A 25,934-nucleotide genomic window follows, 5' to 3' on the forward strand; every position below is an offset into this window, starting at 1 on the left:
ACCCGGACAAGCTCCGGCACGCAGATCTAACGTTCCGCTAAGAAAGGCGCGCGGCTGCGGGGATTTCACAGCTCGGTCATGTGCACGCCATGTCTGCTCCATGGCGGCCACCCGCGGGTGGCCCACCGTGGGGGCGCCGGACCGGGAGCACCGTCCGGAGCGCCCCCGGTTCTTCGCCCCGGGGCGAAGAACCGGGGGCCCGGCTCCCACCCGAAACCGTGAGCAGGAGGCAGGATGAGCGTGATCAGGAGAAGGCGGACACCGGTCGTGGCCGTGGCGACCCTCGTGGCCCTGGGAGTGGTCGCCGGACCGGCGCACGCCCGCGGCGACCACGGCGCGACGCCGTCGCTGCCCCAGGTGCAGGCCTCCCTGGAGACGCCCTCCCTGTTCGACGACGAGGCCGGCGGCAACGCGAACGCCGACGACCCCGCGATCTGGCGCAACGAGAAGGACCCCGACCACAGCCTGGTCATCGCCACCGCCAAGGAGGGCGGCCTGCGCGTGTACGACCTCGACGGACGCCAGGTGCAGTCCCTGCCGACCCCGCCGCCGCCCCGCGAAGGCGACGCGGCCGGGCGCTTCAACAACGTCGACCTGATCACCGGACTCCGCTTCCCCGGCGGCGCCCGCCACGACGTGGCCGTCGTCTCCGACCGGGGCCGCGACCAGCTGCGCGTCTACCGCATCGACCCCCGGCGCCCCTCGGCCCCGCTGGTCGACGTCACCGACGAGTCGGCGGCCCCGCAGGTCTTCTCCGCCGGCCAGGACGAGGTCAACGACCAGCGCACCGTCTACGGCCTGGCCGCCTACACCGACCGCCGCAGCGGCCGTTCCTTCGCCGTCACGAGCCGGCGCCACGCCACCGCCCTCGCCCTCGCCGAACTCCTGCCCGACGCGCGGGGGAAGGTCGGCTACCGCACCGTCCGCACCACCTCGCTGCCCTCCACGTTCACGCTCCCCGACGGGAAGCCGTGGACCCCGTGCGGCGAACCGGGCGAACTCCCGCAGGTCGAGGGCATGGTCATCGATCCCGACACCGGTGACCTCTACGCGGGCCAGGAGGACGTCGGCATCTGGAAGCTGGACGCCGACCTGCGTTCCCCCGCCCGCCTGATCGAGAAGGTCCGCTCCTTCGGGGTGCCCGGCACCTGGAACCCCGCCACCGACGAGTGCGAGGCGGGCGCGGACCCCGGCTTCGGCGGCCGGCACGTGTCCGCCGACGTGGAGGGCCTGACCCTCTGGCGCGATCCCGAGCACCCCGGCCACGGCGGCTACCTGCTCGCCTCCAGCCAGGGCGACGACACCTTCGCCGTCTTCGACCGCGAGCGCGGCAACGCCTTCGTCCGGAGCTTCCGCGTCGCGGCGGGCACCCGGCCCGGTGCGCCCGACGGGTCGCAGGAGTGCGACGGCGCCGCCGTCACCAGCGCGCCGCTGGGCAGGAGGTTCCCGAACGGCCTGCTGGTGGTCCAGGACGGCGCCAACACCCCCGGGACCACCGGCCCCGACGGGGAGGCCCGCACCGACACCGACTTCAAGTTCGTGGACCTCGGCCGCCTCCAACGGGCCGCACGCCTCTGACCCCGAGCCCGCCCGGCCCGGCCCAGGAGGCCGGGCCCGGACGGGGCCGGACGGGACGGGACCGGACGCCGTCGCGTTCGCGCCGCTCGGTAGGATCGCGACCGCATACGACGGAAGGCGATCATGGCGGACAGTCCCCTCAGGCCCAGCTCGTTGATCAACACGGTCTACGGCGCGTTCCTGCGACGCCTCGGAGGCTGGATCTCCGTGGCCGACCTGGTCACCCTGATGTCCGAACTGGACGTAGACGGCCCGGCGGCGCGCTCGGCGATCTCCCGGCTCAAGAAGAAGGGCGTCCTCGAACCGGAACGCCGCGGCGCCACCGGGTACCGGCTCAGCGCCGCCGCCCGGCCCGTCTTCGACGAGGGCGACCGCCGCATCTTCGCCGGCCTGGAACCGGCGAAGCTGAGCGACGGCTGGGCCATGGCCGTCTTCTCCGTTCCGGAGTCCGAGCGGTCGTACCGCTACCAGCTGCGCACCCGACTGACCTGGCTGGGCTTCGGCAACATCGCCCCCGGTGTGTGGCTGGCGCCGGGCCGCCTGCTCGGCGACGCCCGCGACATGCTCGTGCGCCTCGGACTCAGCGACTACGTGCACCTGTTCGCCGCCGACTACGCCGCCTTCAGCGAGCTGCCCGAGACCGTCAGCTCCTGGTGGGACTTCCCGGCGATCGAGGAACAGTACGCGGGCTTCACCGAGGCCTACGGACCCCTCGCCGCACAGCTGGCCGAGCAGCCCGACGTCGACGGCGCCGAGGCCTTCCGCGCCTACGTCCCGATGCTCACCCAGTGGCGCCGCCTGCCGTACCTCGACCCGGGCCTGCCCGCCGAACTGCTCCCCGCCGACTGGAACGCCGTCGCCGCACGGCAGATCTTCCAGCAGCTCAACGACGTACTCGCCGCGCCGGGCCTGCGCCACGTACAGGAGATCACCGGCCTGACGGAGGAACCCCCCGCTCCCGGGGCGACGTAGCGCGTGCGGCGTCGGTCAGGAACGGCGTCCGCGACCACGGGCCGGGAACGCGAGCTGAGCGTCCGTCAGTGCGGTGACCGGCTGCTGCTCGTCCTCTCCACGGACGACGCGGGCCGTTCCCCGCACGTCGCCGACCTCTACGGAAACGTCATCGTGGCGGCGCGCCCGCCGGGCTCCTGAGCGCCCGGGCGAGGTGGCGGGCGGTCTCGCGGGTACGGCGCGGTACGCGGCGGCCGCCCTCGACGAGCGCGGTGGCCCGGCCCATCACCCGCAGCGCCCGCACGGACCCCACGGCGGGCACCGCGTCCACCAGGGTCCCCATGGCCGTGTCGGCCTCGCGCCAGTCGCCCGCCCGGGCCAGGACCCGGGCGAGCTCCGCCGCGAACAGCACCCGGTAGGCCGGGCCGTCACCGTCGGCGTGGGCTGCGCCGTGCAGGAGGGCGGCCGCCGCGTCCAGGTCCCCCAGCGCGGCGCGCGCCAGTCCCTGGTGGCCTTCGAGCTCGGCCCGGTCGAACCACCAGGCCCACGACGGGTCCCGGTCCGTCGGCGGTTCGCCGAGCAGCTCGGCGGCGGTGCGCAGGGCCCGCCCGGCCTCGGGCCCGCGCCCCAGCCGGGCCAGGGCCCGCCCGGCGCGCACCTGGAAGATCGCCGCGACGCGCCCGGGAAGGTCCTCGCGCTCCAGCACGGACGAGGCGATCCGAAGGGAGCTCCCGGGCCGGCCCAGGTGCTCCTCCTGCATCGCGAGCACCGCGAGCACCAGGGGTTCCACGGCGGCCGGTCCGGCCCCGCGGCCGCCGCGGGCCAGCTCCAGGGCCCGTAGGTGGAGCCGCCGCGACACCCCGTGCCGTTCGGCGTCGAAGGCGATCCACGCGGCGACCTGGAACAGCTCGGCGCGCGCGGCCCGCCCCGCGTCGTCCTGTACCGGGCCGCTGCCGCCGACCGTACGGACCGCCTCCAGGGCGGCGCCCACCGACCACCGTGCCCCGGCCGCCACGTCGAGCGCGACGAGCCCCTCCGTCACGGCCTTCACCTCGGCCACCGAACACACCCGGGTCATCCTGGCCCCCCTCCCGTCAGACCAAGACCGAGACCGAGACCGAGACCGAGACCAAGACCCCGGCCGCTCCGGACGACACCGGCCGCGGTTCCACGGCAGCGTGGCGCTCCGGCGTGAGGATGGGGCCATGGCCGACACCTTCGCTTCGCGCACCATCGACGTGACGACCGGGGACCGGGAGACGGTCCACGACCTGACCGCTGCCTGTGCCGCCTTCCTCGCGGAAGTGGCACGGGGCCAGTGCGGACTGCTGAACCTCTTCACTCCCCACGCGACCGCCGGCCTCGCCGTCATCGAGACGGGAGCGGGCAGCGACGACGACCTCCTGACCGCCCTGGGGTCCCTGCTGCCCGCCGACGACCGCTGGCGGCACCGGCACGGATCCCCCGGGCACGGGCGGGACCACGTACTGCCCGCGATCGTCCCGCCCCACGCGACGCTGCCGGTGATCGACGGAACGCTCGCGCTGGGCACCTGGCAGTCCGTCACCTTGGTGGACACCAACCGGGACAACCCCCGGCGGCAGGTCCGCCTGACCTTCCTCGGCTGCTGAAGGAGCATCAGAGCCGCTGTACAGGGACGGAGTTCCGGGCCGGCCGGCCGCAGTGGGCGGCCGGCCCGGACTTCGGATCACGCGAGGTCGAAGCGGTCCAGCGTCATCACCTTGTCCCACGCGGCGACGAAGTCCTTGACGAACTTCCCCTTCGCGTCGTCGCTCGCGTAGACCTCCGCGAGCGCGCGCAGCTCCGAGTTCGACCCGAAGACCAGGTCGGCACGGGTGCCGGTCCATTTGACGGCGCCGGTGGCGGCGTCGCGGCCCTCGAAGATGCTCTCGTCCTCGGCCGTCGCCTTCCACGTCGTGCCCAGGTCGAGGAGGTTGACGAAGAAGTCGTTCGTCAGGGACCCGGGCGAGGTGGTGAAGACACCGTGCGCGCTCTGCTGGTAGTTCGCGCCCAGCACGCGCAGGCCACCGACCAGGACGGTCAGCTCGGGCGCGCTCAGGTTCAGCAGGTTCGCCCGGTCGAGGAGCAGGTACTCGGCCGGCAGCCGGTTGCCCTTACCGAGGTAGTTGCGGAACCCGTCCGCGCTCGGCTCCAGTGCGGCGAACGACTCCACGTCCGTCTGCTCCTGCGCCGCGTCCACGCGGCCCGGCGCGAAGGGCACCTCGACGTCGAAGCCGGCGTCCTTGGCGCCCTGTTCGACGGCGGCCGCACCGGCGAGCACGATCAGGTCGGCGAGCGAGATCCGCTTGTCGCCGGACTGGGCGGCGTTGAAGGACTCCTGGATCCCCGTCAGCGTGCGCAGCACCGCCGCCAGCTGGTCGGGTTCGTTGACCTCCCACCCGCTCTGCGGCTGGAGCCGGATGCGCGCGCCGTTGGCGCCGCCGCGCTTGTCGCTGCCGCGGAACGACGAGGCCGAGGCCCACGCCGTGGACACGAGCTGGGACACCGTCAGGTCGGAGGCGAGGACCTGCTGCTTGAGGGAGGCGATGTCGGCGGCGTCGACGAGCTCGTGCGTCACCGGCGGGAGCGGGTCCTGCCAGAGCAGCGTCTCGGACGGGACCTCCGGGCCGAGGTAGCGCACGACCGGGCCCATGTCACGGTGCGTCAGCTTGTACCAGGCGCGGGCGAAGGCGTCCGCGAACTCGGCCGGGTTCTCCAGGAAGCGTCGGGAGATCTGCTCGTAGGCCGGATCGAACCGCAGGGAGAGGTCGGTCGTCAGCATCGTCGGCGCGTGGCTCTTGGACGCGTCGTGGGCGTCGGGCACGGTCCCCGCGCCCGCCCCGTCCTTCGGCCGCCACTGGTGCGCGCCGGCCGGGCTCTTGAACAGCTCCCACTCATAGCCGAAGAGGATCTCGAAGAAGCTGTTGTCCCAGGTGATCGGGGTGTTCGTCCAAATGCCCTCCAGACCGCTGGTGATCGCGTCGGCGCCCTTGCCGGTACCGAAGGAGTTCGCCCAGCCGAAGCCCTGCTGCTCGATCGAGGCGGCCTCGGGGTCCGCGCCGACGCTGTCCGCCGGGCCCGCGCCGTGGGTCTTGCCGAAGGTGTGACCGCCCGCGATCAGGGCGACCGTCTCCTCGTCGTTCATCGCCATCCGGCGGAACGTCTCACGGATGTCACGCGCGGCGGCCAGCGGGTCCGGAGTGCCGTTCGGGCCCTCCGGGTTGACGTAGATGAGGCCCATCTGGACGGCGCCGAGCGGGTTCTCCAGCTCGCGGTCGCCGGTGTAGCGCTCGTCGTCGAGCCACGTGGTCTCGGGACCCCAGTAGACGTCCTCGTCGGGCTCCCAGACGTCCGCGCGACCGCCGCCGAAGCCGAAGGTCTCGAAGCCCATCTGCTCCAAGGCCACGTTGCCGGTCAGGATCATGAGGTCGGCCCACGACAGGCTCTGTCCGTACTTCTTCTTGACCGGCCACAGCAGGCGGCGGGCCTTGTCGAGGTTGCCGTTGTCCGGCCAGCTGTTGAGCGGCGCGAAACGCTGCTGGCCGGCTCCGGCGCCGCCGCGGCCGTCGCTGATGCGGTAGGTGCCGGCGCTGTGCCAGGCCATGCGGATCATGAAGGGGCCGTAGTGGCCGAAGTCGGCGGGCCACCAGTCCTGCGAGGTGGTCAGCACTTCCGCGATGTCCCGCTTCACGGCGGGGAGATCGAGGGTCTTGAACGCCTCGGCGTAGTCGAACTCCTCGCCGAGCGGGTTGGCCACGGCGGGGTTCTTGGCGAGGATCTTCAGGTTGAGCCGTTCCGGCCACCACTGACGGTTGCCGCCGCCCTGGGTCGGATGCGGGGCGCGCTCGTGTGCGACCGGGCAGCCGCCACCGCCCTCCGACTTGGCGTCTACGACGATTGCATCATGGTTCTCGGACATGCAAATCCTTCCGTACCAGGCGGATCACGGTGTGCAGGAACTGAATGCGAGGGAACTGCCGGGGCGAGGGGCGAGGGTCCCGTGCACGGTCTCGGCCTCGTCGGTCGGCTCGACGCCGAGGCGGTCACCGTCCCGGACGGTGTCGCCTGCCGCTCTGGAGTCGTCCAGTCTCTTGGCTATCCATCAAACCGATCCTACGATGGACGGAATCCAAGTCAAGAAGCACACCAAGCCCATATTGAGTCGGATTCCCGATGTCGGCCGACAGACCTCGGGCACCGTCGAACCTGAAACGGGTGAGCCGATATGAGTGACCTGCTGCGACGGCTGCGCGGGCGTGGCTGGCGGATGACGTCCCAGCGGCGCGTGGTCGCGGAGGTCCTCGACGGAGACCACGTGCACCTCACGGCCGACGAGGTGCACGCCCGTGCGACGGAGCGGCTGCCCGAGATCTCCCGCGCCACCGTGTACAACGCCCTGGGCGAGCTGGTCGCCCTCGGCGAGGTCGCCGAAGTCACCACCGACGGCCGGGCCAAGCGCTACGACCCCAACGCGCACCACCCGCACCAGCACCTGGTGTGCTCCGGCTGTGGGCTGATCCGCGACGTCCACCCGACCGGAAGCCCCCTGGCCGGCCTCCCGCCCGAGGAGCGCTTCGGTTTCACGCTGTCCGGCGTTGAGGTCACCTACCGCGGTCTGTGCCCGGCCTGCGCCCAGGGGGGCGGAGGGGGGCCGGCCGGGGCCCGGGAGTGATCGGGCGCGGAGCGGGTAGGCGCCGCACACCGGGCGTCGACCAAGGAGGCACCATGCCCCGCAGTTCCAGCCAGAAGCACGAACGTCAGTGCGCACACATAGGGGAGAGACAGCAGCGGCGCGGCGAGCGCACCGAACGCCCCGAGGAGATCGCCGCCGGGGAGCTGGGACGTTGAACCGTACGCCGTCGAGTGGAGGCGCCATGCGGGAAGCCCGCGACGGGAGGAACGAGAGCGGAGAGGAACGCGCGGACCGACAGTGGCAGGAGCTGATCCAGGAGATCCGCGTCGCCCAGACGGGCGTGCAGATCCTCTTCGGCTTCCTGTTGACGGTCGTGTTCACCCCCCTCTTCCACGAACTCCCGCCGACCGACAAGACCATTTACATCGTCACCGTCGTGCTCGGCTCGCTGGCGACCGGCGCGCTCATCGGACCCGTCGCCTTCCACCGCGTCGTCTCCGGCCGGCGGATCAAGCCCGAGGCCGTCGCCTGGGCCTCGCGCCTGACCTTCACCGGACTCGTGCTGCTGCTGGCCACCTGCACCGCGGCCCTCTTCCTGGTCCTGCGGGTCGCCACCCACGACGCCCTCGTGCCCTGGCTGGTGGCGGGCGTACTGGCCTGGTACCTGTTGTGCTGGTTCGTCCTCCCGCTGTGGGCGCGGATCCGGTACACCGCGGAGCGCTGAGCGGCAGGCCCGTTCGGGACCCGTACACGACCCGTTCACCACGGTGCGGCGCCATCGTTCCTTCCCGGCCACCCGTCAGGCTTCAAGAAGAAAACCCTTGATGCCGCACTAGACTGGTGGGTTGTTTGGCGCTGGAACGGAACAACCCGGGCAGACCTGGGCTCCGCCCGGCGACCCGGGACCTCCGGGAACGAGACGCGAGGGCCGATGGCTGCAACACCTGAGCACGGTGAACTCACTCTGCTCGACGGCGAGGAGGCGTACGGGGACCCGAGCGGGGCGTCCGACGCGGGGAGGGAGTCCGGCAAGTCCGCCCGGTTCTCCGCCGGACCCGCCGCCCCGACGCGCACCCTCGTCGACATCTTCGAGGCCTCCGTACGCGCGTACCCCGACGAACTCGCCCTGGACGACGGCACCACCCGCTTGACCTACCGGGCGCTGGCCGCCGAGGTCGAGCGCCGCCGCCGCGCCCTCGCGGCCGCCGGGGTGGGCCGCGGCGACCGGGTCGGCGTACGCGTGCCGTCCGGGACCAACGAGCTGTACGCCGGCATCCTCGCCGTGCTCGCCGCGGGCGCCGCCTACGTCCCGGTCGACGCCGAGGACCCCGACGAGCGCGCCGAGCTGGTCTTCGGCGAGGCCGGCGTACGTGCGGTGCTGGGCGCCGGAGGGCGCATCGACGCCACCGGCCCCGCGGACGCCGCCGTACCCGCCGCACGGCCCGGCCCCGAGCACGACGCGTGGATCATCTTCACGTCCGGCTCCACCGGCAAGCCCAAGGGCGTCGCCGTCAGCCACCGCAGCGCCGCCGCCTTCGTCGACGCCGAGGCCGCGCTGTTCCTCACCGACGAGCCGATCGGACCCGGCGACCGCGTCATGGCCGGACTGTCCGTCGCCTTCGACGCCTCCTGCGAGGAGATGTGGCTCGCCTGGCGCTACGGCGCCTGCCTCGTCCCCGTCCCGCGCTCCCAGGTCCGCAGCGGCGCCGACCTGGGCCCCTGGCTGGCCGACCAGGAGATCACCGTGGTCTCCACCGTGCCGACCCTGGCCGCGCTCTGGGAGCCCGAAACCCTCAACGAGGTCCGGCTGCTCATCTTCGGCGGCGAGGCCTGCCCGCCCGAGCTCACCCAGCGCCTGGTCACCGAGGGCCGCGAGGTCTGGAACACCTACGGCCCCACCGAGGCCACCGTCGTAGCCTGCGCCGCCCTCCTCACCGGCGAGGAACCCGTCCGGATCGGCCTGCCCCTCAACGGCTGGGAACTGGCCGTGGTCGACGAGTCCGGGGAGCCGGTGCCGATGGGCGGCAGCGGGCAGCTCGTCATCGGCGGCGTCGGCCTCGCCCGCTACCTCGACCCTACGATGGACGCCGAGAAGTACGCCCCGCTCGAATCCCTCGGCTGGCAGCGCGCCTACCGCAGCGGCGACCTCGTCCGCGCCGAACCCGAAGGCCTGGTCTTCCTCGGCCGCGCCGACGAGCAGATCAAGCTCGGCGGCCGCCGGATCGAGCTGGGCGAGGTGGACGCCGCCCTGCAGGCCCTGCCCGGCGTCGCCGGCGCCGCCGCGGCCGTACGGACCGCCCGCAGCGGCAACCAGCTCCTCGTCGGCTACCTCGTCACCCAGGACGGCTGGGACCACGCAGCCGCCGTCGAGCGGCTGCGCTCCGAGCTGCCCGCCGCCCTCGTACCGCTGCTCGCACCGGTCGACGAGCTCCCCACCCGCACCTCCGGCAAGGTGGACCGCGACGCGCTGCCCTGGCCGCTGCCCGAACTGGAGACCGGCGGCCCCGCCGAGCAGCTCTACGGCACCGAGGCCTGGCTCGCCGAGCAGTGGAGCGAGACCCTCGGTGTGGCCGTCAACAGCGCCGCCGACGACTTCTTCGCGATCGGCGGCAGCAGCCTCGCCGCCGCCCAGCTCACCACCCGGCTGCGCACCCGCTACCCGCGTGCGGCCGTCCTCGACATCTACCAGCAGCCCGTCCTGCGCAAGCTGGCCCGCCGCCTGGAGAAGTCCGTCCGGGACGACGAGGCGGCCCGGGTCATCGCGCCCGTCCCGCTCCGCGCCAAGGTGATCCAGTCGCTGCTGCTGATCCCGCTGTACACCCTGGTCGGCCTGCGCTGGACGGTGGCGCTGCTGGCCCTCGGCAACGTACTGCACTGGTTCGGTCCCTACCCGTGGGCGCCGACCGCCTCCTGGTGGCTCGTCGCCGCCGGAGCCGCGCTCCTCTTCAGCCCGCCCGGCCGCCTCGCGATCGCCGCCGCCGGTGCCCGCCTGCTCCTGCGCGGCGTCAAGGCGGGCCGCTACCCGCGCGGCGGGAGCGTGCACCTGAGGCTGTGGACCGCCGAGCGGCTGGCCGAGTACGTCGGCGCGACCTCACTCACCGGCTCCTGGCTGGAACGCTACGGACGGGCCCTCGGCGCCAAGATCGGCCCCGAGGTGGACCTGCACTCCCTGCCCCCGGTCACGGGCATGCTCAAACTCGGCCGGGGCTGCGCCGTGGAGTCCGAGGTGGACCTCTCCGGGCACTGGCTGGACGGCGACCGGCTGGAGATCGGCCAGGTCAAGGTCGGCGCCGGCGCGGTGGTCGGCACCCGCAGCATCCTCTTCCCCGGCGCCCGCGTCGGCAAGCGGGCCGAGGTGGCCCCCGGCTCCGCCGTCGTCGGCCAGATCCCCACCGGCCAGCGCTGGGCCGGAGCACCCGCCGGCAAGCTCGGCAAGGCCAAACGCAACTGGCCCAAGCAACGCCCGCCGCGCTCGGTCCACTGGCGGGCCATGTACGGAGCGACCGGCTTCTGCCTCACGGCCCTGCCCGTCCTCGCCACCGTGCCCGCCCTGCTCGTCGTGAGCCGGTTCGTGCCCGCCGACGCCGGGCTCGCCCAGGCCCTGCGCGGAGCGCTCGTCGCCGTCGTCCCCGGAGCCCTCGCCTTCGGCTGCGCGTACGCCCTTCTGCTGCTGGTCTCCGTACGGCTGCTCAGCCTCGGCCTGCGCACCGGCAACCATCCGACGCACAGCAGGGTCGGCTGGCAGGCGTGGACGGTCACCCAGCTGATGGACCTGTCCAGGGAGACGCTCTTCCCGCTCTACGCCGGGCTGATCACCCCCGTGTGGCTGCGGCTGCTCGGCATGAAGATCGGCCGGGGCGCGGAGGTGTCCACCGTCCTCGCGCTGCCGAGCCTCACCACCGTGGGCGAAGGCGCCTTCCTCGCCGACGACACCTTGACCGCCCCCTACGAGCTGGGCGGCGGCTGGGTACGCATCGGACACTCCGAGATCGGCCGCCGCGCCTTCCTCGGCAACTCCGGAATGACCGCTCCGGGCCGCACCGTGCCGGACGACGGCCTCGTCGGCGTGCTGTCCGCCACCCCGAAGAAGGCCAAGAAGGGCAGCTCGTACCTGGGCCTGCCGCCGGTCAAGCTGCCGCGCTCCGCCGCCGACGCCGACCAGAGCCGGACCTACGACCCGCCCGCGCACCTGCTGTGGGCGCGCGGGCTGGTGGAGCTGTGCCGGCTCGTCCCCGTCTTCTGCTCGGCCGCGCTGGCCGTCCTGACCGTGGCGGCGCTCTGCGCGCTGAGCACGGCGACCGGCCTGGGGATCCCGGGCGCCACCCTGCTGTCCGGAGCGGTCCTGCTGTCCGCCGGCGTGGCCGCCTGCGCCGTCTCGGTGGCCGCGAAGTGGCTGCTGGTCGGCCGCCACCGGGCCGGCGAGCACCCGCTGTGGAGCGCGTTCGTATGGCGCAACGAACTCGCCGACACCTTCGTCGAGGTACTGGCCGTGCCCTGGCTGGCCGGATCCGTACCCGGCACCCCGCTGCTGGCCCTGTGGCTGCGCGCGCTCGGGGCCCGCATCGGCCGCGGCGTGTGGTGCGAGAGCTACTGGCTGCCCGAGATGGACCTGGTCGTGCTGGGCGACGCGGTCAGCGTGAACCGCGGCTGTGTGTTGCAGACACACCTCTTCCACGACCGGATCTTGAGGACGGATACTGTGGTCCTCCGCGAGGGCGCCACCCTGGGCCCGGGCGGAATCGTCCTGCCCGGCAGCACGGTCGGGGCCCGCAGCACACTGGGTCCCGCCTCTCTCGTGATGGCCGGGGAATCCGTCCCCGCCGACACCCGCTGGCTGGGCAATCCGATCGAGGCGTGGCGGTCCTGAACGGACCGTCCCTGCGGTGGTCGGCAACGGCAGCGGCGGCAGCGGGACACCAGCACGTCGTACGAGCACAGCGCAGGGAGCGGAAGCGGCAGTGAGCGGCCAGAAGACAGAGGTGTCGGACCCGTACTTTCCGGCCAACGGCGACTCCCGTTACCGAGTGCACCGGTACGAACTCGCTCTGGAATACCGTCCCGGCCCCAACCGGCTGGCCGGGACGGCCCGGCTCAGCGCCATCGCCGGACGGGCCCCGCTCACCGAGTTCCACCTCAACCTGGCCGAGTTCAGAATAGGACGCGTCCTCGTCAACGGCCGGGCCCCGCACTACGCGCACCGCGGCGGCAAGCTCCGCATCCGGCCGGCCAAGCCGCTGCCCGCCGGCGCCGCCTTCACCGTGGAGGTCCACTGGGCGGGCAACCCGAAACCGGTGCGCAGCCCCTGGGGCGGCCTCGGCTGGGAGGAACTGACCGACGGCGCGCTGGTGGCCAGCCAGCCGGTCGGCGCCCCCTCCTGGTACCCGTGCAACGACCGGCCCGCCGACAAGGCCTCGTACCAGATCTCCGTCAACACGCCCTCCGCCTACACCGTCGTCGCCGGCGGCCGGCTGCTCACCCGCACCACCAGGGCCAGCACCACCACCTGGGTGTACGAGCAGCCGGCGCCGACCTCCAGCTACCTCGTCGGCCTGTCCATCGGCATGCACCAGACGGTGCTGCTCGGCGACCCCGGGCTCGGCGGCGTCCCGCAGAGCGCCCACGTACCCCCGCACCTGCTGCCGCGGTTCTCCCGCGACTTCGCCCGGCAGCCCGCGATGATGCAGCTGTTCGAGGAACTGTTCGGGCCCTACCCCTTCGGCGAGTACACGGTCGTCGTCGCCGACGAGGAACTGGACGTACCCGTCGAGGCCCAGGGCCTCTCCCTGTTCGGCACCAACCACGTCGACGGCGCGCGCGGCTCGGAACGCCTCATCGCCCACGAGCTCGCACACCAGTGGTTCGGCAACAGCGTGACCATCGCCGACTGGCGGCACATCTGGCTGAACGAGGGCTTCGCGAAGTACGCCGAGTGGCTCTGGTCGGAGCGCTCCGGCGGGCGGACCGCACACGAGCTGGCGGTCACCGCGCACCGGCTGCTGGCCACGCGGACGCAGGACCTGCGGCTGGCCGACCCGGGCCGCAAGCTGATGTTCGACGACCGCCTGTACCAGCGCGGCGGCCTCGCCGTGCACGCGGTCCGCTGCGCCCTGGGCGACGGCGCGTTCTTCCGCATGCTGCGCGACTGGCTCACCGTGCACCGCCACGGGGTGGTGACCACCGCCGGCTTCACCACCCAGGTGGCCCGCTACACCGCCGAGCCCTTGGACGACCTGTTCTCGGCGTGGCTCTACGAGCCGGCACTCCCGCCGCTGCCCTCCCCGTCGGTACCGGCGAAGCCCGGCTACCCCCCGACGAACGGCGGCCCCGGCAAGGGCCGGGGCCGCGGAAGGACCTCGGCTTAGGCCGTCCTTTCGGATCCTGCCGGGGCGACAGGATCCGAACGGGACGACCTAGCTCTGCCTCGTCCAGCGCTGGGAGGCCTCCCCGCCGCAGGAGTTCGTGACCAGGCCGCTCGCCATGCCCAGGTCGAGGCAGCCGCCGCCGAGGTCGCTGCGGAGGCTGCCGTTGGCGCCCGTGCGCCAGACCCGGCCGATGTCCTGGGCGCAGTCGCCCACGAAGACGGCCTGGCCGAGCCCGTTGGAGTACAGGCACTGACCGCTCTGCTGGTTGACGAGCCTGAAGCCGCCGTCCGACCTGCCCTGCACGGTCCAGCGGGCGGAGCCGTCCGAGCACTCGCCGAAGTCCGAGGCGCCGAACACCTGGGTGATGCACTTGCCGTTGTTGCCGTTGCGGTAGCGGTAGGTGCCGGAGGCGGGGGGTGCGGGAGGGGCCGGGGCCGTGGGGGCCGTGGACGCTCCGCCGCCGGAGGGGCGCGTGCTGCCGGCGCCGCCCCCGTTCGCGGAGTTGCCCGATCCGCCCGCGCCGCCCCCGCCGCCCGGACCGGTCTGGGCGCCGCCGCCCGGGCCGGAGCCGGGTCCGGGACCCTGGCCGGCGCCCGCGGCGGCCGCGTTCGGGGGGACGCCGGCCGCCCCGCCCTGGGCCTGGTCCTGGGGTGGCGACTGCGCGGGGGACGCCGTCGCCGCCGGACCGGCGCCCGTCGCCGTCGGCGCTGACGGGTCGGCCGGCGCCGTGACCGACGACTGCGGGGCCTTGCGCGCGTCGGCCTGCGGCGAGCCCGTGTGCGGCAGGTACTGGACGCCGAGCGTCGTGCCGCCCGCGACCACGACGACGGGGAAGACGGCCAGCAGGACGCGGGTGCGGCGGCGCCGTTCGGGCCGTTCCGGGCGGGACGCGGCGGGCGTGGGCGCAGGCCCGGCATCCTCCGGTGCCTTCCCGGAACCCTTGTCCGGGGCCGGGGCTGCGGCTGGTTCGGTTTCGGCATCCGGGTCCGGCTTCTCACCCGCGAGCGGGAGCGTCGGTACGTCGACCTCCTGCACGTTCGCGGCGAAGGCGGCCCGCTCCGTCAGCCGCTCGGAGATGGCCGCCGGCCACAGCGGCTCCGTGAACGGGCCGTGCCCCGTGGCGCGTTCGAGGAGTTCGGCGGCGGTGGGGCGCTCGTCGGGGTCCTTGGCCAGGCAGGCCGCGACGAGGTCGGCCAGCTCCGGCTCCGCCTCCCGCAACGGATCCAGGTCGGGCTCCTCGTGGACGATGCGGTACAGCACGCCGTGCCCCGACTCGTCGCCGAAGGGCGGCCGGCCGCACGCCGCGTACGCGAGGACCGAGCCCAGCGCGAAGACGTCGGTGGCACCGCTCAACCGTCGCCTGCCCGAGGCCTGTTCGGGCGCCATGTAGGCGGGCGTGCCCACCACCATGCCGGTCCGGGTCAGCTGGCTCTGCTCCGCGGCGCGTGCGACGCCGAAGTCGATGAGGGTGAGACCGTCGAGCGTCAGCATCACGTTGGACGGCTTGAGGTCCCGGTGCACCATGTCCAGCGCGTGCACCGACGCGAGGCCCGCCGCCGCCTCCCGCAGCAGCAGCCACAGCGCGTCCGCGGGCAGCGGGCCCCCGTGCAGCGTGATGGCCTCCCGCAGGGTGAGCCCGGGGATGTACGCGGTGGCGAACCACGGCGGGCTCGCGGTGCGGTCGCAGGCGAGCAGCGGCGCGGTGGCCTCCGCGGGCAGCCGGGCGAGGTTGTCCAGCTCGTGCCCGAACCGCCGCAGGAAGTCCTCGTCCTCGCCGACGACGGAGGACAGCAGCTGCTTGACGGCGACGTACCGGCCCTCTTGGACGCCGAGGTACACCCGCCCCATGCCGCCGGCCCCGAGCCGGCCCGCCAGCGGAATGGCCCCGATCCGGCGCGGATCCCCCGCCTCCAGCGGCTCGGCTCCGCTCCCCGTCAGCTCTAACACGTCTGCCCCGCTCGAATTAGAATCAGTTTCTAGGAATCTAACCCGACGATCTGCCCCGCACAACGCGCCTGGCCAAGCGCCGACTTGGCGCTGGCTCTCCCTAAACGCCTTCGATGATGCGGAAGTCGCGCTCGACGCCGTCGGACAGGACGACCAGCGCCTGCTGGTAGGCCTCACTCGCGTGAGCTGCGACGGCCTGTTCGAAGCTGTCGAACTCGATCAGGACGACGCGCTCGGCGATGCCGTCGTCATGGGCGACGGCCCGCCCGCCGAGGGCGAGCGGCCGTCCGCCTCCGGCCTCGACGGCCGGACCGGCCAGCTGGTTGTAGGCAGCCAGCTTCTCGGGGTCGGAAATGGTGCGGTAGGCGCTGACCCAGTAGCCCTTGGCCACGAGAACCTCCATTGGTCGGAAAGTGCGCATCTGACGCCGGATTCACTGCTGCGAGCGAGCGTACCCGGCGGAAGATCACCGAGGTGGTCCGGGGAGCGTACGGGTACCTCGCCATCGAGCAGGGGGGGCAGGAGCGGGATGCCCAGCCGGCCGGCCTGGACGGTCGCGTACAGAGCCCCGAGGCGAGAGGGCGAGCGCCTCGGCCGGTTCGTCGGGCAGCCAGCCCGGGTTCTCTTCGGGGCTGCAGGTGAACAGGGGGACGATGAGGTGCTCCCGGTGCCCGGGCCCACCGAGGTGCTGGTACGGGTGTGCCCGGCCGGAGCCAACCCGACCGACTCCCGGCACCGAGCCCCCGGAGGCCTCGCCGGCGCCTCAGGGCCCGCTCGCTGCTCCCCGGCGGCATCCTCGTCGCGCTCGCCTCTCCGGCCGAGGTGCGACGGGCTGACACCGTGCGCCCGCTCGGACCGGGCGCCGCCTTCGTGGCGGGACCGCCGCACTGGCCGCAGGCGGGCTGCTGCGACCCGCGCTCGACACCGTCCTCCCGCTCGCGGACGCGGCCGAGGCCCACGAGCGGGCCGACGGCCGCCGTACGACAGGCAAGATCGTCCACGCCGTCGCAACGGCTCGCGAGAGGTCGACCGCCCTCGCGTGCCGCTCACACACCGCGACGGGTCGCGGGCACCTCAACCCCCGCGAGCCCTGATCGGCATCGTGAGAACTATTACATTCACCCCAGAATCACCCATTTGGCATGGATCATTGCCTCCCGGAACTGTCGTATATGGGTCGCTTGTGAGGCCCGCGCCATCCGCTTGACCGGTAGGCGCCGTGGGAGAGACATGGGACGCGTGGCCAACTGGACCTCCAACCGACGTATCGCCCTGCCGCTGGCGGGCGGCGCCGTCGTGCTCGGACTCGGCGGCGGCCTCTACGTCACCGGGCTCGTGGCCGGCGGTGACATCGACCAGGGCACGAGCGTCCTGGGAGTGGACATCGGCGGGATGAGCCGCGCGCAGGCGCAGCGGAAGCTGACCCATGAGCTCGGACCCGCCGCCGCGGCCCCCGTCGCCCTGCAGATCGGCGACCGCGTGGAGAAGGCCGACCCCGCCACGCTCGGGCTCTCGCTCGACACCGCCGCGACCGTCGACCACGCCGTCCGGCCGGGTTACGGCCCGGCCACCGTCATCGGGCGGCTCTTCGCCTCCGGCGACCGCGCGGTCGAACCGGTGATCCGGATGAACGAGCAGACCGCCCGGGCCGCTGTCGACCGCATCGGCGCGGCCACCGGGCAGCAGGCCCGCGACGGGGCGATCACGTTCGAGAAGGGCGCGGCGAAGGCCGTCGCCCCGCAGCAGGGCGTCACCCTCGTCGAGGACCGGGCCCTGGACACCCTCCGTACGGCCTACCTGCGGCCGGCCGGCGGCCCCGTCGCGATGCCCGTCGAGCGCACCCAGCCCCGCATCGGCGCCGAGGAGACGGGACGGGCCATGCGCCAGTTCGCGCAGCCCGCGATGTCCGCGCCCGTCAACCTCACCGTCGCAGGGCAGCGCCTGTCCATAGGCCCCGGCGTCCTCGGCGAGCACCTGAAGATGCGGGCCGACGCCCAGGGCCGTCTCGTACCGGCCCTGGACTCCAAGGGCCTGCTCGCCGACCCCGCCGTGGCCCGCCCCATCGGGGCGGTCACCTCGGCCCCGCGCGACGCCGTGCCCCGTCTCGACGCGGACGGCAGGGTGGTCATCGGCGATCCGGGCCGCGAGGGACGGCAGGTCACGGAGGCGGCGCTCGGCAAGGCCGTGCTGCCCCTGCTGACCCGCTCGGGCGACGCCCGCACCGGCGAGCTCGCCACCGTGGCCGTCCCGCCGGAGCTCTCCGCCGAGGAGGCGCGGCGCCTCGGCATCAGGGACAAGGTCTCCTCCTTCACCGTCGAGTTCCCGGCCGCCCCGTACCGCACCACCAACATCGGCCGCGCCGTGGAGCTCATCAACGGCTCCGTCGTCATGCCGGGGGAGGAGTGGAGCTTCAACCGCACCGTCGGCGAGCGCACCCCCGAGAACGGCTTCGTCGACGGCATCATGATCAACGACGGTCAGTACGTGAAATCGCCCGGCGGAGGAGTCTCGGCGGTCGCCACCACCATGTACAACGCGGTGTTCTTCGCGGGCGTCAAGCCCGTCGAGCACGGCGCCCACTCCTTCTACATCGAGCGGTACCCCGAGGGCCGGGAAGCCACCGTCGCCTGGGGCACCCTCGACCTGCGCTGGGTCAACGACTCCGGCCACCCCCTCTACATCCAGGCCCGGTCCACCGACACCTCGCTGACCATTTCCCTCCTCGGCACGAAGAAGTACGACGAGATCCGTGCGACCAAGGGGCCGCGCACGAACATCACCCCGCCCGCCAAGCGGACGGGCAGTGGGCCGACGTGCGAGGTGCAGACCCCGCTCGAAGGGTTCGACGTGGCCGTCGGCCGTGTCTTCGTCCAGGGCGGGAAGGAGGTCAGGCACGAGGAGTTCAAGACCCACTACACACCGCGCGACGAGGTGACCTGCACCCCGGAGGCCTCGCCGACCCCGGGCGCCCCGCAGACCCCGGGAGCCTCGCCGACCCCGGGAACCCAGCCGGCCGAGCAGACCCCCGGGAGCCGCCAGACCCCGGAGACCCGCCGGGCCGACGGGATCGCCCAGGCAGCGCAAGCGCCGCGTACCCCGTAGCTCGGGCCGCAGCCCCCGTCCGTCACGGCCACAGGGCGGCCCGCCCGCCCTCGGCGGAAACCCGCCACACCGACCGCTGGTCCGGGACGAGGTGTGACAGATCCGGCGCGCGCCGTGCGCGATGGGAGCCATGGCGGCCCGGAAGTGCTACAACTGGGTTCGTGACCATTCCTCGCCACCCGTGCCGGGCACGTCGGTGCGGTCACCGCTAGGCAACAGGACCAGGAGCGTCGCCGGACAGGTATTCGTCCTCCAGGTGGCGATCGTGGTGTTGCTCGCGGCCGGGGCACTGCTGGCCCTCGTACTCCAGTCGCGCCACGACATCGACCGCGAGGCGCGCAACCGCTCGGTGTCCGTGGCCGAGACCTTCGCCCACTCCCTGGGGCTCGAGGCCGCGCTGAAGACGTCCAACCCGTCCGCGCTCCTGCAACCCCGTGCCGAAGAGACGCGCAAGGCCGCCGGCGTGGACTTCATCGTCGTGATGGACACCAACGGCATCCGCTACAGCCATCCCAAGCCCGACCGCATCGGGAAACGGTTCGTCGGCACGATCGAGCCCTCCCTCGCCGGCAAGGTCCACACCGAAAGCGTGCAGGGCCCCCTCGGCAAGGAGATCCAGGCCATCGTTCCGGTCAAGGACCAGAACGGCAAGGTCGTCGCGCTGGTCTCGGCCGGCCTGACCGTGAAGAACGTGACCGGTGTCGTCGACCGCCAGCTCCCCGTCATCCTCCTGGCCATCGCCACCGGCCTGGCGCTGGCGACCGTCGGCACGGCCCTGATCAGCAGACGCCTGCGCCGCCAGACCCACGGGCTCGGCACGCAGGAGATGACCCGCATGTACGAGCACCACGACGCGGTGCTCCACGCCGTCCGCGAGGGGGTGCTGATCACCGACGGTGAAGGACGGTTGCTGCTCGCGAACGACGAGGCCAAGCGGCTGCTCGGGCTGCCGGAGGACGCCGACGGACGCCACATCGCGGACGTACCGGGCCTGGACCGCCGGATGTCGGACCTGCTGCTCTCCGGCCGGACCGCCACCGACGAGGTACTGGAGAGCGGGGACCGGCTGCTCGTGGTCAACCAGCGGCCCACCCACCCCCGGGGCCGGCCGGAGGGCAGCGCGGTCACCATCCGCGACTCCACCGAGATGCGGGTCCTGACCGCCCGGGCCGAGACGGCCCGCAGGCGCCTCAAGCTGCTCTACGACGCGGGCGGCGAGGTCGGCACCAGCCTCGACGTGGTGCGGACGGCCGAGGAGCTCGCGGCCGTCGCCGTCCCCCGGTTCGCGGACTACGTCACGGTCGACCTGGCGGACCAGGTGCTCGACGGCGACGAACCCGCCCCGGGCGCCGACATGCGGCGCACGGCGGTCAGCGGCATCCGGTCCGACCACCCGCTCTACCCGGTCGGCCGGCTGATCGACTTCCTGCCGTCCACCCCGCAGGCACGCGGCTACGGCACCGGCCGCGCGGAGCTCGTGACCGACCTTGCCGACGCGCCGGGCTGGCAGGCCCAGGACCCGCCCCGCGCGCAGGCCATCGTCGAGTACGGGATCCACTCGCTCATCGCGGCCCCCCTCATGGCCCGCGGCGTCGTACTCGGAGTGGTCAACTTCTGGCGGTCGGAGAAGAAGGAACCCTTCGACGAGGACGAGCTGTCGCTGGCCGAGGAACTCGTCGCACGCGCCGCCGTCAGCATGGACAACGCCCGCCGCTACACGCGCGAGCACGCCCTCGCCCTGACCCTCCAGCGCAGCCTGCTGCCGCGTGCCCTGCCCGAGCAGAGCGCCATGGACGTGGCGCACTTCTACCTGCCCGCGCAGTCCGGAGTGGGCGGCGACTGGTTCGACGTGATCCCGCTCCCGGGCGGCCGGGTCGCGCTGGTCGTCGGAGACGTCGTCGGACACGGCCTGCACGCCGCCGCCACCATGGGGCGGCTGCGCACGGCGGTGCACAACTTCTCCTCCCTCGACCTGCCGCCCGACGAGATCCTGGCCCGGCTCGACGACCTCGTACAGCGCATCGACCACGACCGCGACGGGGACGGCAACGACACGGACGGCGGGGGCGGGATCATGGGCGCGACCTGCCTCTACGCGATCTACGACCCGGTGTCCCAGCGCTGCACGGTGGCGCGGGCGGGGCACCTGCCGCCCCTCGTCGTCGCCCCCGACGGCACGACGGAGATCGTGGAGCTGCCGGCCGGACCCCCGCTGGGCCTCGGCGGCATGCCGTTCGAGACCGCGGAGCTGGACCTGGAGGAGGGCAGCCAGCTCGTCCTCTACACGGACGGTCTGATCGAGGAGCGGACCCGGGACATCGGCGAGGGACTGGAACTGCTGCGGGCGGCGCTGAGCCATCCCGACCGCGACCCCCAGGAAAGCTGCCGGGCCGTGCTCGACATGCTGCTGCCGCCCCGGCCGACCGACGACGTGGCGCTGCTCATCGCGCGGACCCGGACCCTCGGACCGGACCGGGTCGCGCAGTGGAACGTACCGTTCGAGCCGAGCGCCGTGGGCGCCATGCGCAGCGTCGCGGCGAAGAAGCTCGACGAGTGGGGCCTGTCCGAACTCGGCTTCGCCACGGAACTGATCCTCAGCGAACTGATCACCAACGCCCTGAGGCACGGCAGCGAGCCGGTCCGCGTCCGCCTCCTCCACGACCACACCCTGACCTGCGAGGTGTGGGACGGCAGCAGCACGGCCCCCCACCTGCGGTACGCCGCCACGACGGACGAGGGCGGCCGCGGACTGTTCCTGGTGGCCCAGCTCAGCGAACACTGGGGCACGCGCTACACCCCCGAGGGCAAGGTCATCTGGGCGGAACTGCTCCTCCCCGGCACCCCGGGCGGCGCCGAACCCGCGATCGCCGCCTTCCTGGACGTGGACCCCCTCTGAGCGGCCGCAAGCGCCGAGTGGCCGCGAGCGCCCTTGAACTCAGAGCCCGCGCAGGTAGCGGAGCTCCGTGAGCGTGACCTCGCCGTAGACGTCGTCCTGAGCCGCGCCGTCGGCCCGATAGCCGGCCCGCTCGTAGAAGCGGCGGGCCCGCCGGTTGTCGCGCAGCACCCACAGGGCCGACGCCCCGAACCCCTGCCCCTCCATCCGGGAGTGGGCCTCGCCGAGGAGCATCCGCCCGATGCCCTGGCCGGTCAGGTCGGGTGAGACGTACAGGGCGTAGACCTCGGCCACCCGTAGCGGGCCCGGCAGCGGACTTCGACACGGCCCGAAGCAGACCCACCCCACCGGGCCGCGCTCGCCGTGCGCCACCAGGTCCATCGACTCCCCGCGGGGTGAGGAGAACCACTGCCGCCGCATGCTCGCATCGGCCTCGACCGTCATCGCGTCCAGGTACGTCCGGGGAACGATGCCGGCGTACGCCGCCTGCCACCCCCGGACGCGGATCGTCGAGACGGCCTCGATGTCGGCCGCGTCCATCTCGCGCACATGCGTCATCGCGCCACGCTAACGCCACGGGTGCCCCGGGACGAAGCGGGTTTCCCGGTGCGTGGCGGTGTTCCGGCGGTCAGTGGTCGGGGCGGTCGAGAGTCGCCGTGTCGAGGGTTGCCGTCACGAGGCGGTGCGCGTACGCCGTGTCGAGGCCTTGGGGGCGGAAGAGGAGGCGGTACATCAGAGGGGCGACGATCCGGTCCATGACCGTTTCGACGTCGGGTGCCCGCTCCCCGCGCTCCGCGGCACGGGTCAGGACGACGGCGATCTGTTCGGCGGCGTAGGCCGAACACCGGCCGGCGTTGCTGCCGTCCGGGTCGCCGAGCAGGGCGTCGCGGACGTAGGCGCGGCCGGCAGGGGAGGACATCTCGTCGAGGAACTGCTCGGCCCAGTCGGTCAGGTCGGCCGACAGCGTGCCGTGGTCCTCGGGCGCGGTCTCGGGGCGCAGGCGCTCGACCGCCACGTCCGACAACAGCTCCCGCAGGTCGCCCCAGCGACGGTAGACCGTCGACGGGGTCACCCCCGCACGCCGGGCGATCAGCGGAACCGTCAGGGCGTCCCGACCCACCTCCGCGGTGAGTTCGCGTACCGCGGTGTGCACCGCTGCCTGGACCCGGGCGCTGCGCCCGCCGGGGCGCACCATCTGCCTGCTCACGCCGTCCACCGTAGCGCAAAAGCGAAGGGTTTGCGTTAGTCGACCGTACGGCTCTACGGTGAGTTAAAGCGAACCGATTGCGTTGAGCGCCTGGGAGCCCAACCACCAGACCGGCCAGGCCGAACCGACCGGACCCGGAACGAGACCGAGGAAACGCACCGCCATGAGCACTCCGCCGGCCGCCCATCCGACCGCCCTCCCCACCTGGACCGTGGGAGACGTCACCGTCCACCGCATCGACGAGACCCTCCTGCCGCCCGCCACCGGGCCCTGGCTGCTGCCGGACGCCACCCCCGCGGTCGTCGCCGGGCAGGACTGGCTGCGCCCCCACTTCGCCGACGACGAGGGCATCCTGCGCATCGACAGTCACAGCTTCGCGTTCACCGTCGACGGGCTGCGCGTCCTGGTGGACACCGGCATCGGCAACGGCAAGGAACGCGCCAACCCCGCATGGCACGACCTGAACACCGACTACCTCCAGCGCCTCACCGCCGCCGGATTCCCCCCGGAATCGGTCGACCTCGTGGTCCTCACCCACCTGCACGCCGACCACGTCGGCTGGAACACGCGCCAGGTGGACGGAGAGTGGGTCCCGACCTTCCCTCACGCCCGCTACGTCACCTCCCGCACCGAGAGGGAGTTCTGGGCCGGCTACGACATGGACGGGGCGCGCAGGCAGATGTTCGTCGACTCCGTGATCCCGGTGGAGGAGGCGGGGCTGCTCGACCTCGTCGACGTCCCCGCCGGGGGCGCCACCCTCGCCCCGCACCTACGCCTGCTCCCCACGCCCGGCCACACCCCCGGCCACGTCGCCGTCGAGCTGACCAGCCGTGACCGGACGGCCGTGATCACCGGTGACTGCATCCACCACCCCGTCCAGCTGGCCCACCCCGGCATCGGAGCCTGCGTCGACATCGACCCGGCACGGTCCGAGACGTCGCGCCGCACGCTGCTCGGCACGCTCGCCGGTACGGACGCCCTCCTCCTGGGCACCCACTTCGCGCCGCCCACCGCCGGCCGCGTCGTCTCCCACGAGGGCGCCTACCGGCTCGTGCCCGTCCCCGCCGACGGGCACTAGCCGAGCGGCTCGTTCGCGGGTTCCGGAGCGGGTTCCCGCTCGGGTTCGGAGAGCAGGTCGTCGACGATCTGCAGCCGGGTCTCCGGGAAGCGTTCCGCGATCGCCTCCAGCATCATGGCCATTCCCTGCGGGTCGGGCGCCGAACACCGTTCACGCGTCTGCTCGTCGGGCCAGCGGGCGTACGCCACCCAGGTGCCGTCGTCCGCCCGGTGCAGCCGCGAGCCGTACGAGCCGCACCTCGCGTGGATGGCCGCCGTCACCCGGTGCCAGCCGTCGGCGAACTGCCGCTCCAGGCCCGGGTGGAGCCGCCACCGGTAGATCACAGCGAACACGTCCGGATTCCCCTTCCAAGCCGGTCGGTTGTCGTGGCCACCCTAGAAGGCGCCGACCAGCCACCTCGCTGCCGGGGATGCCCTCCCCGAGGCCGCGTCGGCGCCCCGCGCAAATCCCGTGCCCCGCACCCGACGTGCTCGCTACCATCGCGCGGTGCACCCCGAACCCCGCCCCTGGTCCCCGTATCCGAAGATCCCCGCGAACCGCCGACTGGGCGAGGTCCGCGGACGGAACTGGGTCGCCCACGAGAAGATCCACGGCGCCAACTTCGCCGTCGTGTGCGACGGGGCGGGCGCGCATCCGGCCAAGCGGCGCGAACTCCTCGCCGACGCCGGACTGGACGAGTTCTTCGGCGTCGGCCGGATCTGGCCCGCCCTGGCGGTCGCGGCGCTGCGCTGCGCGCAAGCCCTGCGTACGGACTGCGGGGCCCCGGCCACGGCGGTCGTGACCCTCTACGGCGAACTCGCGGGCGGCCGCTACCCCCACCCCGACGTGCCGCCGACGCAGGGCGCGGAGCCCGTACAGACCGGCGTCTGGTACGCCCCCGACCTGCTGTGGCTGCCCTTCGACGCGACCGTCGCCCACGGGAACGAGGACGGCCCGCGCTGGGTCGCCGACCGGACGCTGCGCGCGGCGGCGGCCGCGGCCGGCCTGGTCTGCGTCCCGCGGCTGGCCGAGGGGCCGATCGCCCGGCTCCAGGAACTGCCCGTGCGCTTCCCCACCCGGCTGCCCGGCCTGCTGGGCCTGCCCGCGCTGCCGGACAACCTCGCGGAGGGCCTGGTCGTCAAGCCCGCCGGGGAAACCGGGGAAACCGGGGAAACCGGGGAAACCGGGGGGTCCGGGCGGCCCATGGCCAAGTTCAAGCAGCCCGCCTTCGCCGAGGACGAACGGTTCGACGGCTCGCGCCCCTACCAGGCACCCGCGCAGGGCGCGGCCGGTGTCCCCGGCTGGCTGCTCGCGCACGGCACCGGCCTGCTCACCCCGGCCCGGGCCGCGTCGGCGGTGAGCAAGCTGGGCCCCCGTACGCCGCCGGCAGAACTGGCCGTCGAGATGGCCCGGGACGCCACCGAGGAGGTGGCGGAAGCCCTGGGCGGACTGGACGGGGCGACGCGGCGCGCGCTGGAGGACTCCTTGCACGCCGGAGCCCTGTCCCTGGCCCGCTTCGACGCGGCCGACCGCGGGGTCTGAGCGCGCTGTCCCCTACGCGGCACCGTGGTCGGCGGCGGCGCCCCGCCCGGTGGCCGGCCCGGGCCCGGCCGGCCCGTCGGCGCTGTGCATACTGCTGGCATGGAGTCGCCGCCCGCCCACCGCATCCACTTGATGATCACCTTCGTCCTGGTGACGTGCGGTGCTGTCGCGGGAGCCTGCCTCGGTCTGCTCCTGTCCGGCCGGCTGATGGCCCTGGTCTGCGCGGGCGCGGCAGGCCTGGGCGCGGGCACGGGGGCCTTCCTCTCCCGCCGCCAGGTCTTCGCCTTCCTCCGGCCCGAGCGCGAGGACGCCCTCCCCGCGGACGGTTACGCGGAGGGCCTCTCCGACGCGACCCTCGTGTGCATCGCGACGTACCAGGCCGCCGTCTTCCCCCTCACCCCCGACGGGGTGACCGAGGCCGAGCGCACGGCCCGCCGCACGATGGCCTATCGGATCGCCGCCTACGAGGGCCTGCCGCACCCGGTGCAGACCTCGGCGGCCGCCGCCCTCGAAGCCATCGACGAGGGCCTGGACGCGAAGCGGGCCGAGACGGCGATGAAGGCGCTGTCCCTCACGGTCTACGACAACCGCCGCGGCCGCTGACCGCTTCGGCGCCGCCCGACGCGGGGGCGGTGACCGGA

The 25,934-nt window shown here is 73.3% G+C and carries 22 protein-coding genes; 15 read left to right on the plus strand and 7 right to left on the minus strand.

What is annotated here, in order from left to right; all coding sequences use genetic code 11:
* Positions 1-234 precede the first annotated feature (234 nt).
* The 3 genes from ACFYP3_RS09665 to ACFYP3_RS09675 all read left to right on the plus strand — a co-directional run bounded on the left by ACFYP3_RS09665 (position 235) and on the right by ACFYP3_RS09675 (position 2,730).
* Positions 235-1,578 (plus strand): phytase, encoded by a 1,344-nt coding sequence (locus ACFYP3_RS09665; RefSeq protein ID WP_388829393.1) that lies wholly within the window; start codon positions 235-237, stop codon positions 1,576-1,578.
* 123 nt (positions 1,579-1,701) lie between these two features.
* On the plus strand, positions 1,702-2,550 hold the full coding sequence (locus ACFYP3_RS09670; protein WP_388829396.1) for a PaaX family transcriptional regulator C-terminal domain-containing protein: 849 nt from the start codon (positions 1,702-1,704) through the stop codon (positions 2,548-2,550).
* A gap of 3 nt (positions 2,551-2,553) precedes the next feature.
* The gene (locus tag ACFYP3_RS09675) at positions 2,554-2,730 is read left to right on the plus strand and encodes a hypothetical protein (protein ID WP_388829399.1); all 177 of its coding nucleotides are present in this window, start codon (positions 2,554-2,556) and stop codon (positions 2,728-2,730) included.
* Here ACFYP3_RS09675 and ACFYP3_RS09680 read toward each other — a convergent pair.
* Complete coding sequence (locus tag ACFYP3_RS09680; protein WP_388829402.1) at positions 2,699-3,607, minus strand: hypothetical protein; 909 nt, start codon at positions 3,605-3,607, stop codon at positions 2,699-2,701. The two genes, ACFYP3_RS09675 and ACFYP3_RS09680, sit on opposite strands and share 32 nt — an antisense overlap.
* A 127-nt stretch (positions 3,608-3,734) precedes the next feature.
* On the opposite strand from ACFYP3_RS09680, the gene ACFYP3_RS09685 reads away from it, so the two are divergent.
* Positions 3,735-4,160, plus strand: a complete 426-nt coding sequence (locus ACFYP3_RS09685) for a YjbQ family protein (RefSeq protein WP_030711903.1) — start codon at positions 3,735-3,737, stop codon at positions 4,158-4,160.
* A 77-nt stretch (positions 4,161-4,237) separates the two neighbouring features.
* Here the strand turns inward: ACFYP3_RS09685 and katG are convergent, their stop codons facing one another.
* A complete protein-coding gene (gene katG, locus ACFYP3_RS09690; RefSeq protein WP_388829405.1) occupies positions 4,238-6,469 on the minus strand; it encodes a catalase/peroxidase HPI in 2,232 nt (743 codons plus the stop codon).
* Positions 6,470-6,775: 306 nt separating this feature from the next.
* On the opposite strand from katG, the gene ACFYP3_RS09695 reads away from it, so the two are divergent.
* The 5 genes from ACFYP3_RS09695 to ACFYP3_RS09715 all read left to right on the plus strand — a co-directional run bounded on the left by ACFYP3_RS09695 (position 6,776) and on the right by ACFYP3_RS09715 (position 13,545).
* On the plus strand, positions 6,776-7,222 hold the full coding sequence (locus ACFYP3_RS09695) for a transcriptional repressor (protein ID WP_388829408.1): 447 nt from the start codon (positions 6,776-6,778) through the stop codon (positions 7,220-7,222).
* A gap of 53 nt (positions 7,223-7,275) precedes the next feature.
* Positions 7,276-7,398 (plus strand): hypothetical protein, encoded by a 123-nt coding sequence (locus ACFYP3_RS09700; RefSeq protein WP_388829411.1) that lies wholly within the window; start codon positions 7,276-7,278, stop codon positions 7,396-7,398.
* 26 nt (positions 7,399-7,424) lie between these two features.
* On the plus strand, positions 7,425-7,907 hold the full coding sequence (locus tag ACFYP3_RS09705) for a DUF6328 family protein (protein ID WP_388829414.1): 483 nt from the start codon (positions 7,425-7,427) through the stop codon (positions 7,905-7,907).
* Between the two features lie 207 nt (positions 7,908-8,114).
* Positions 8,115-12,050 carry a Pls/PosA family non-ribosomal peptide synthetase gene (locus tag ACFYP3_RS09710; RefSeq protein ID WP_388829417.1) on the plus strand — a complete coding sequence of 1,312 codons (3,936 nt, stop codon included), beginning with the start codon at positions 8,115-8,117 and terminating at the stop codon, positions 12,048-12,050.
* 91 nt (positions 12,051-12,141) lie between these two features.
* Positions 12,142-13,545, plus strand: a complete 1,404-nt coding sequence (locus ACFYP3_RS09715) for a M1 family metallopeptidase (RefSeq protein WP_388829420.1) — start codon at positions 12,142-12,144, stop codon at positions 13,543-13,545.
* Between the two features lie 48 nt (positions 13,546-13,593).
* Here the strand turns inward: ACFYP3_RS09715 and ACFYP3_RS09720 are convergent, their stop codons facing one another.
* Both ACFYP3_RS09720 and ACFYP3_RS09725 read right to left on the minus strand, forming a co-directional pair.
* On the minus strand, positions 13,594-15,492 hold the full coding sequence (locus ACFYP3_RS09720) for a protein kinase (protein ID WP_388829423.1): 1,899 nt from the start codon (positions 15,490-15,492) through the stop codon (positions 13,594-13,596).
* A 100-nt stretch (positions 15,493-15,592) separates the two neighbouring features.
* Positions 15,593-15,883, minus strand: coding sequence for a DUF1330 domain-containing protein (locus ACFYP3_RS09725; protein WP_388829675.1), 291 nt, complete (start codon positions 15,881-15,883; stop codon positions 15,593-15,595).
* 496 nt (positions 15,884-16,379) lie between these two features.
* Here ACFYP3_RS09725 and ACFYP3_RS09730 point away from each other — a divergent pair, with 496 nt between their 5' ends.
* From ACFYP3_RS09730 to ACFYP3_RS09740, 3 genes are all read left to right on the plus strand, one after another.
* A complete protein-coding gene (locus ACFYP3_RS09730) occupies positions 16,380-16,586 on the plus strand; it encodes a zinc-binding dehydrogenase (protein WP_388829678.1) in 207 nt (68 codons plus the stop codon).
* 136 nt (positions 16,587-16,722) lie between these two features.
* On the plus strand, positions 16,723-18,594 hold the full coding sequence (locus ACFYP3_RS09735; protein WP_388829426.1) for a VanW family protein: 1,872 nt from the start codon (positions 16,723-16,725) through the stop codon (positions 18,592-18,594).
* Positions 18,595-18,850: 256 nt separating this feature from the next.
* Complete coding sequence (locus ACFYP3_RS09740; protein ID WP_388829429.1) at positions 18,851-21,490, plus strand: SpoIIE family protein phosphatase; 2,640 nt, start codon at positions 18,851-18,853, stop codon at positions 21,488-21,490.
* Between the two features lie 39 nt (positions 21,491-21,529).
* Here ACFYP3_RS09740 and ACFYP3_RS09745 read toward each other — a convergent pair whose 3' ends face one another.
* Both ACFYP3_RS09745 and ACFYP3_RS09750 read right to left on the minus strand, forming a co-directional pair.
* Positions 21,530-22,045 (minus strand): GNAT family N-acetyltransferase, encoded by a 516-nt coding sequence (locus ACFYP3_RS09745; protein WP_388829432.1) that lies wholly within the window; start codon positions 22,043-22,045, stop codon positions 21,530-21,532.
* A gap of 70 nt (positions 22,046-22,115) precedes the next feature.
* Positions 22,116-22,682, minus strand: a complete 567-nt coding sequence (locus ACFYP3_RS09750; protein ID WP_388829681.1) for a TetR/AcrR family transcriptional regulator — start codon at positions 22,680-22,682, stop codon at positions 22,116-22,118.
* 175 nt (positions 22,683-22,857) lie between these two features.
* On the opposite strand from ACFYP3_RS09750, the gene ACFYP3_RS09755 reads away from it, so the two are divergent.
* On the plus strand, positions 22,858-23,772 hold the full coding sequence (locus ACFYP3_RS09755) for an MBL fold metallo-hydrolase (protein ID WP_388829435.1): 915 nt from the start codon (positions 22,858-22,860) through the stop codon (positions 23,770-23,772).
* Here the strand turns inward: ACFYP3_RS09755 and ACFYP3_RS09760 are convergent.
* A complete protein-coding gene (locus tag ACFYP3_RS09760; protein WP_388829438.1) occupies positions 23,769-24,104 on the minus strand; it encodes an antibiotic biosynthesis monooxygenase family protein in 336 nt (111 codons plus the stop codon). The genes ACFYP3_RS09755 and ACFYP3_RS09760 overlap by 4 nt on opposite strands.
* Positions 24,105-24,258: 154 nt before the next feature.
* Between ACFYP3_RS09760 and ACFYP3_RS09765 the strand changes: the two genes are divergently transcribed.
* Together ACFYP3_RS09765 and ACFYP3_RS09770 are read left to right on the plus strand one after the other, a co-directional pair.
* Positions 24,259-25,293 (plus strand): RNA ligase family protein, encoded by a 1,035-nt coding sequence (locus ACFYP3_RS09765; protein ID WP_388829441.1) that lies wholly within the window; start codon positions 24,259-24,261, stop codon positions 25,291-25,293.
* A gap of 99 nt (positions 25,294-25,392) precedes the next feature.
* The gene (locus ACFYP3_RS09770) at positions 25,393-25,896 is read left to right on the plus strand and encodes a hypothetical protein (protein ID WP_388829444.1); all 504 of its coding nucleotides are present in this window, start codon (positions 25,393-25,395) and stop codon (positions 25,894-25,896) included.
* The last annotated feature ends 38 nt before the right edge of the window (positions 25,897-25,934 follow it).

Origin of the sequence: Streptomyces sp. NPDC005533 (genome assembly GCF_042871845.1) — a bacterium.
Classification (GTDB): domain Bacteria; phylum Actinomycetota; class Actinomycetes; order Streptomycetales; family Streptomycetaceae; genus Streptomyces.

Excerpts from the sequence above, each read along its gene's own strand:
- ACFYP3_RS09700 (WP_388829411.1), top strand. The coding sequence starts at position 7,276 with ATGCCCCGCAGTTCCAGCCAGAAGCACGAACGTCAGTGCGCACACATA.
- ACFYP3_RS09735 (WP_388829426.1), top strand. The coding sequence starts at position 16,723 with ATGGGACGCGTGGCCAACTGGACCTCCAACCGACGTATCGCCCTGCCG.
- ACFYP3_RS09755 (WP_388829435.1), top strand. The coding sequence starts at position 22,858 with ATGAGCACTCCGCCGGCCGCCCATCCGACCGCCCTCCCCACCTGGACC.
- ACFYP3_RS09750 (WP_388829681.1), bottom strand. The coding sequence starts at position 22,682 with ATGGTGCGCCCCGGCGGGCGCAGCGCCCGGGTCCAGGCAGCGGTGCAC.
- ACFYP3_RS09710 (WP_388829417.1), top strand. The coding sequence starts at position 8,115 with ATGGCTGCAACACCTGAGCACGGTGAACTCACTCTGCTCGACGGCGAG.
- katG (WP_388829405.1), bottom strand. The coding sequence starts at position 6,469 with ATGTCCGAGAACCATGATGCAATCGTCGTAGACGCCAAGTCGGAGGGC.
- ACFYP3_RS09665 (WP_388829393.1), top strand. The coding sequence starts at position 235 with ATGAGCGTGATCAGGAGAAGGCGGACACCGGTCGTGGCCGTGGCGACC.
- ACFYP3_RS09770 (WP_388829444.1), top strand. The coding sequence starts at position 25,393 with ATGGAGTCGCCGCCCGCCCACCGCATCCACTTGATGATCACCTTCGTC.
- ACFYP3_RS09685 (WP_030711903.1), top strand. The coding sequence starts at position 3,735 with ATGGCCGACACCTTCGCTTCGCGCACCATCGACGTGACGACCGGGGAC.
- ACFYP3_RS09670 (WP_388829396.1), top strand. The coding sequence starts at position 1,702 with ATGGCGGACAGTCCCCTCAGGCCCAGCTCGTTGATCAACACGGTCTAC.
- ACFYP3_RS09695 (WP_388829408.1), top strand. The coding sequence starts at position 6,776 with ATGAGTGACCTGCTGCGACGGCTGCGCGGGCGTGGCTGGCGGATGACG.
- ACFYP3_RS09680 (WP_388829402.1), bottom strand. The coding sequence starts at position 3,607 with ATGACCCGGGTGTGTTCGGTGGCCGAGGTGAAGGCCGTGACGGAGGGG.
- ACFYP3_RS09705 (WP_388829414.1), top strand. The coding sequence starts at position 7,425 with ATGCGGGAAGCCCGCGACGGGAGGAACGAGAGCGGAGAGGAACGCGCG.
- ACFYP3_RS09745 (WP_388829432.1), bottom strand. The coding sequence starts at position 22,045 with ATGACGCATGTGCGCGAGATGGACGCGGCCGACATCGAGGCCGTCTCG.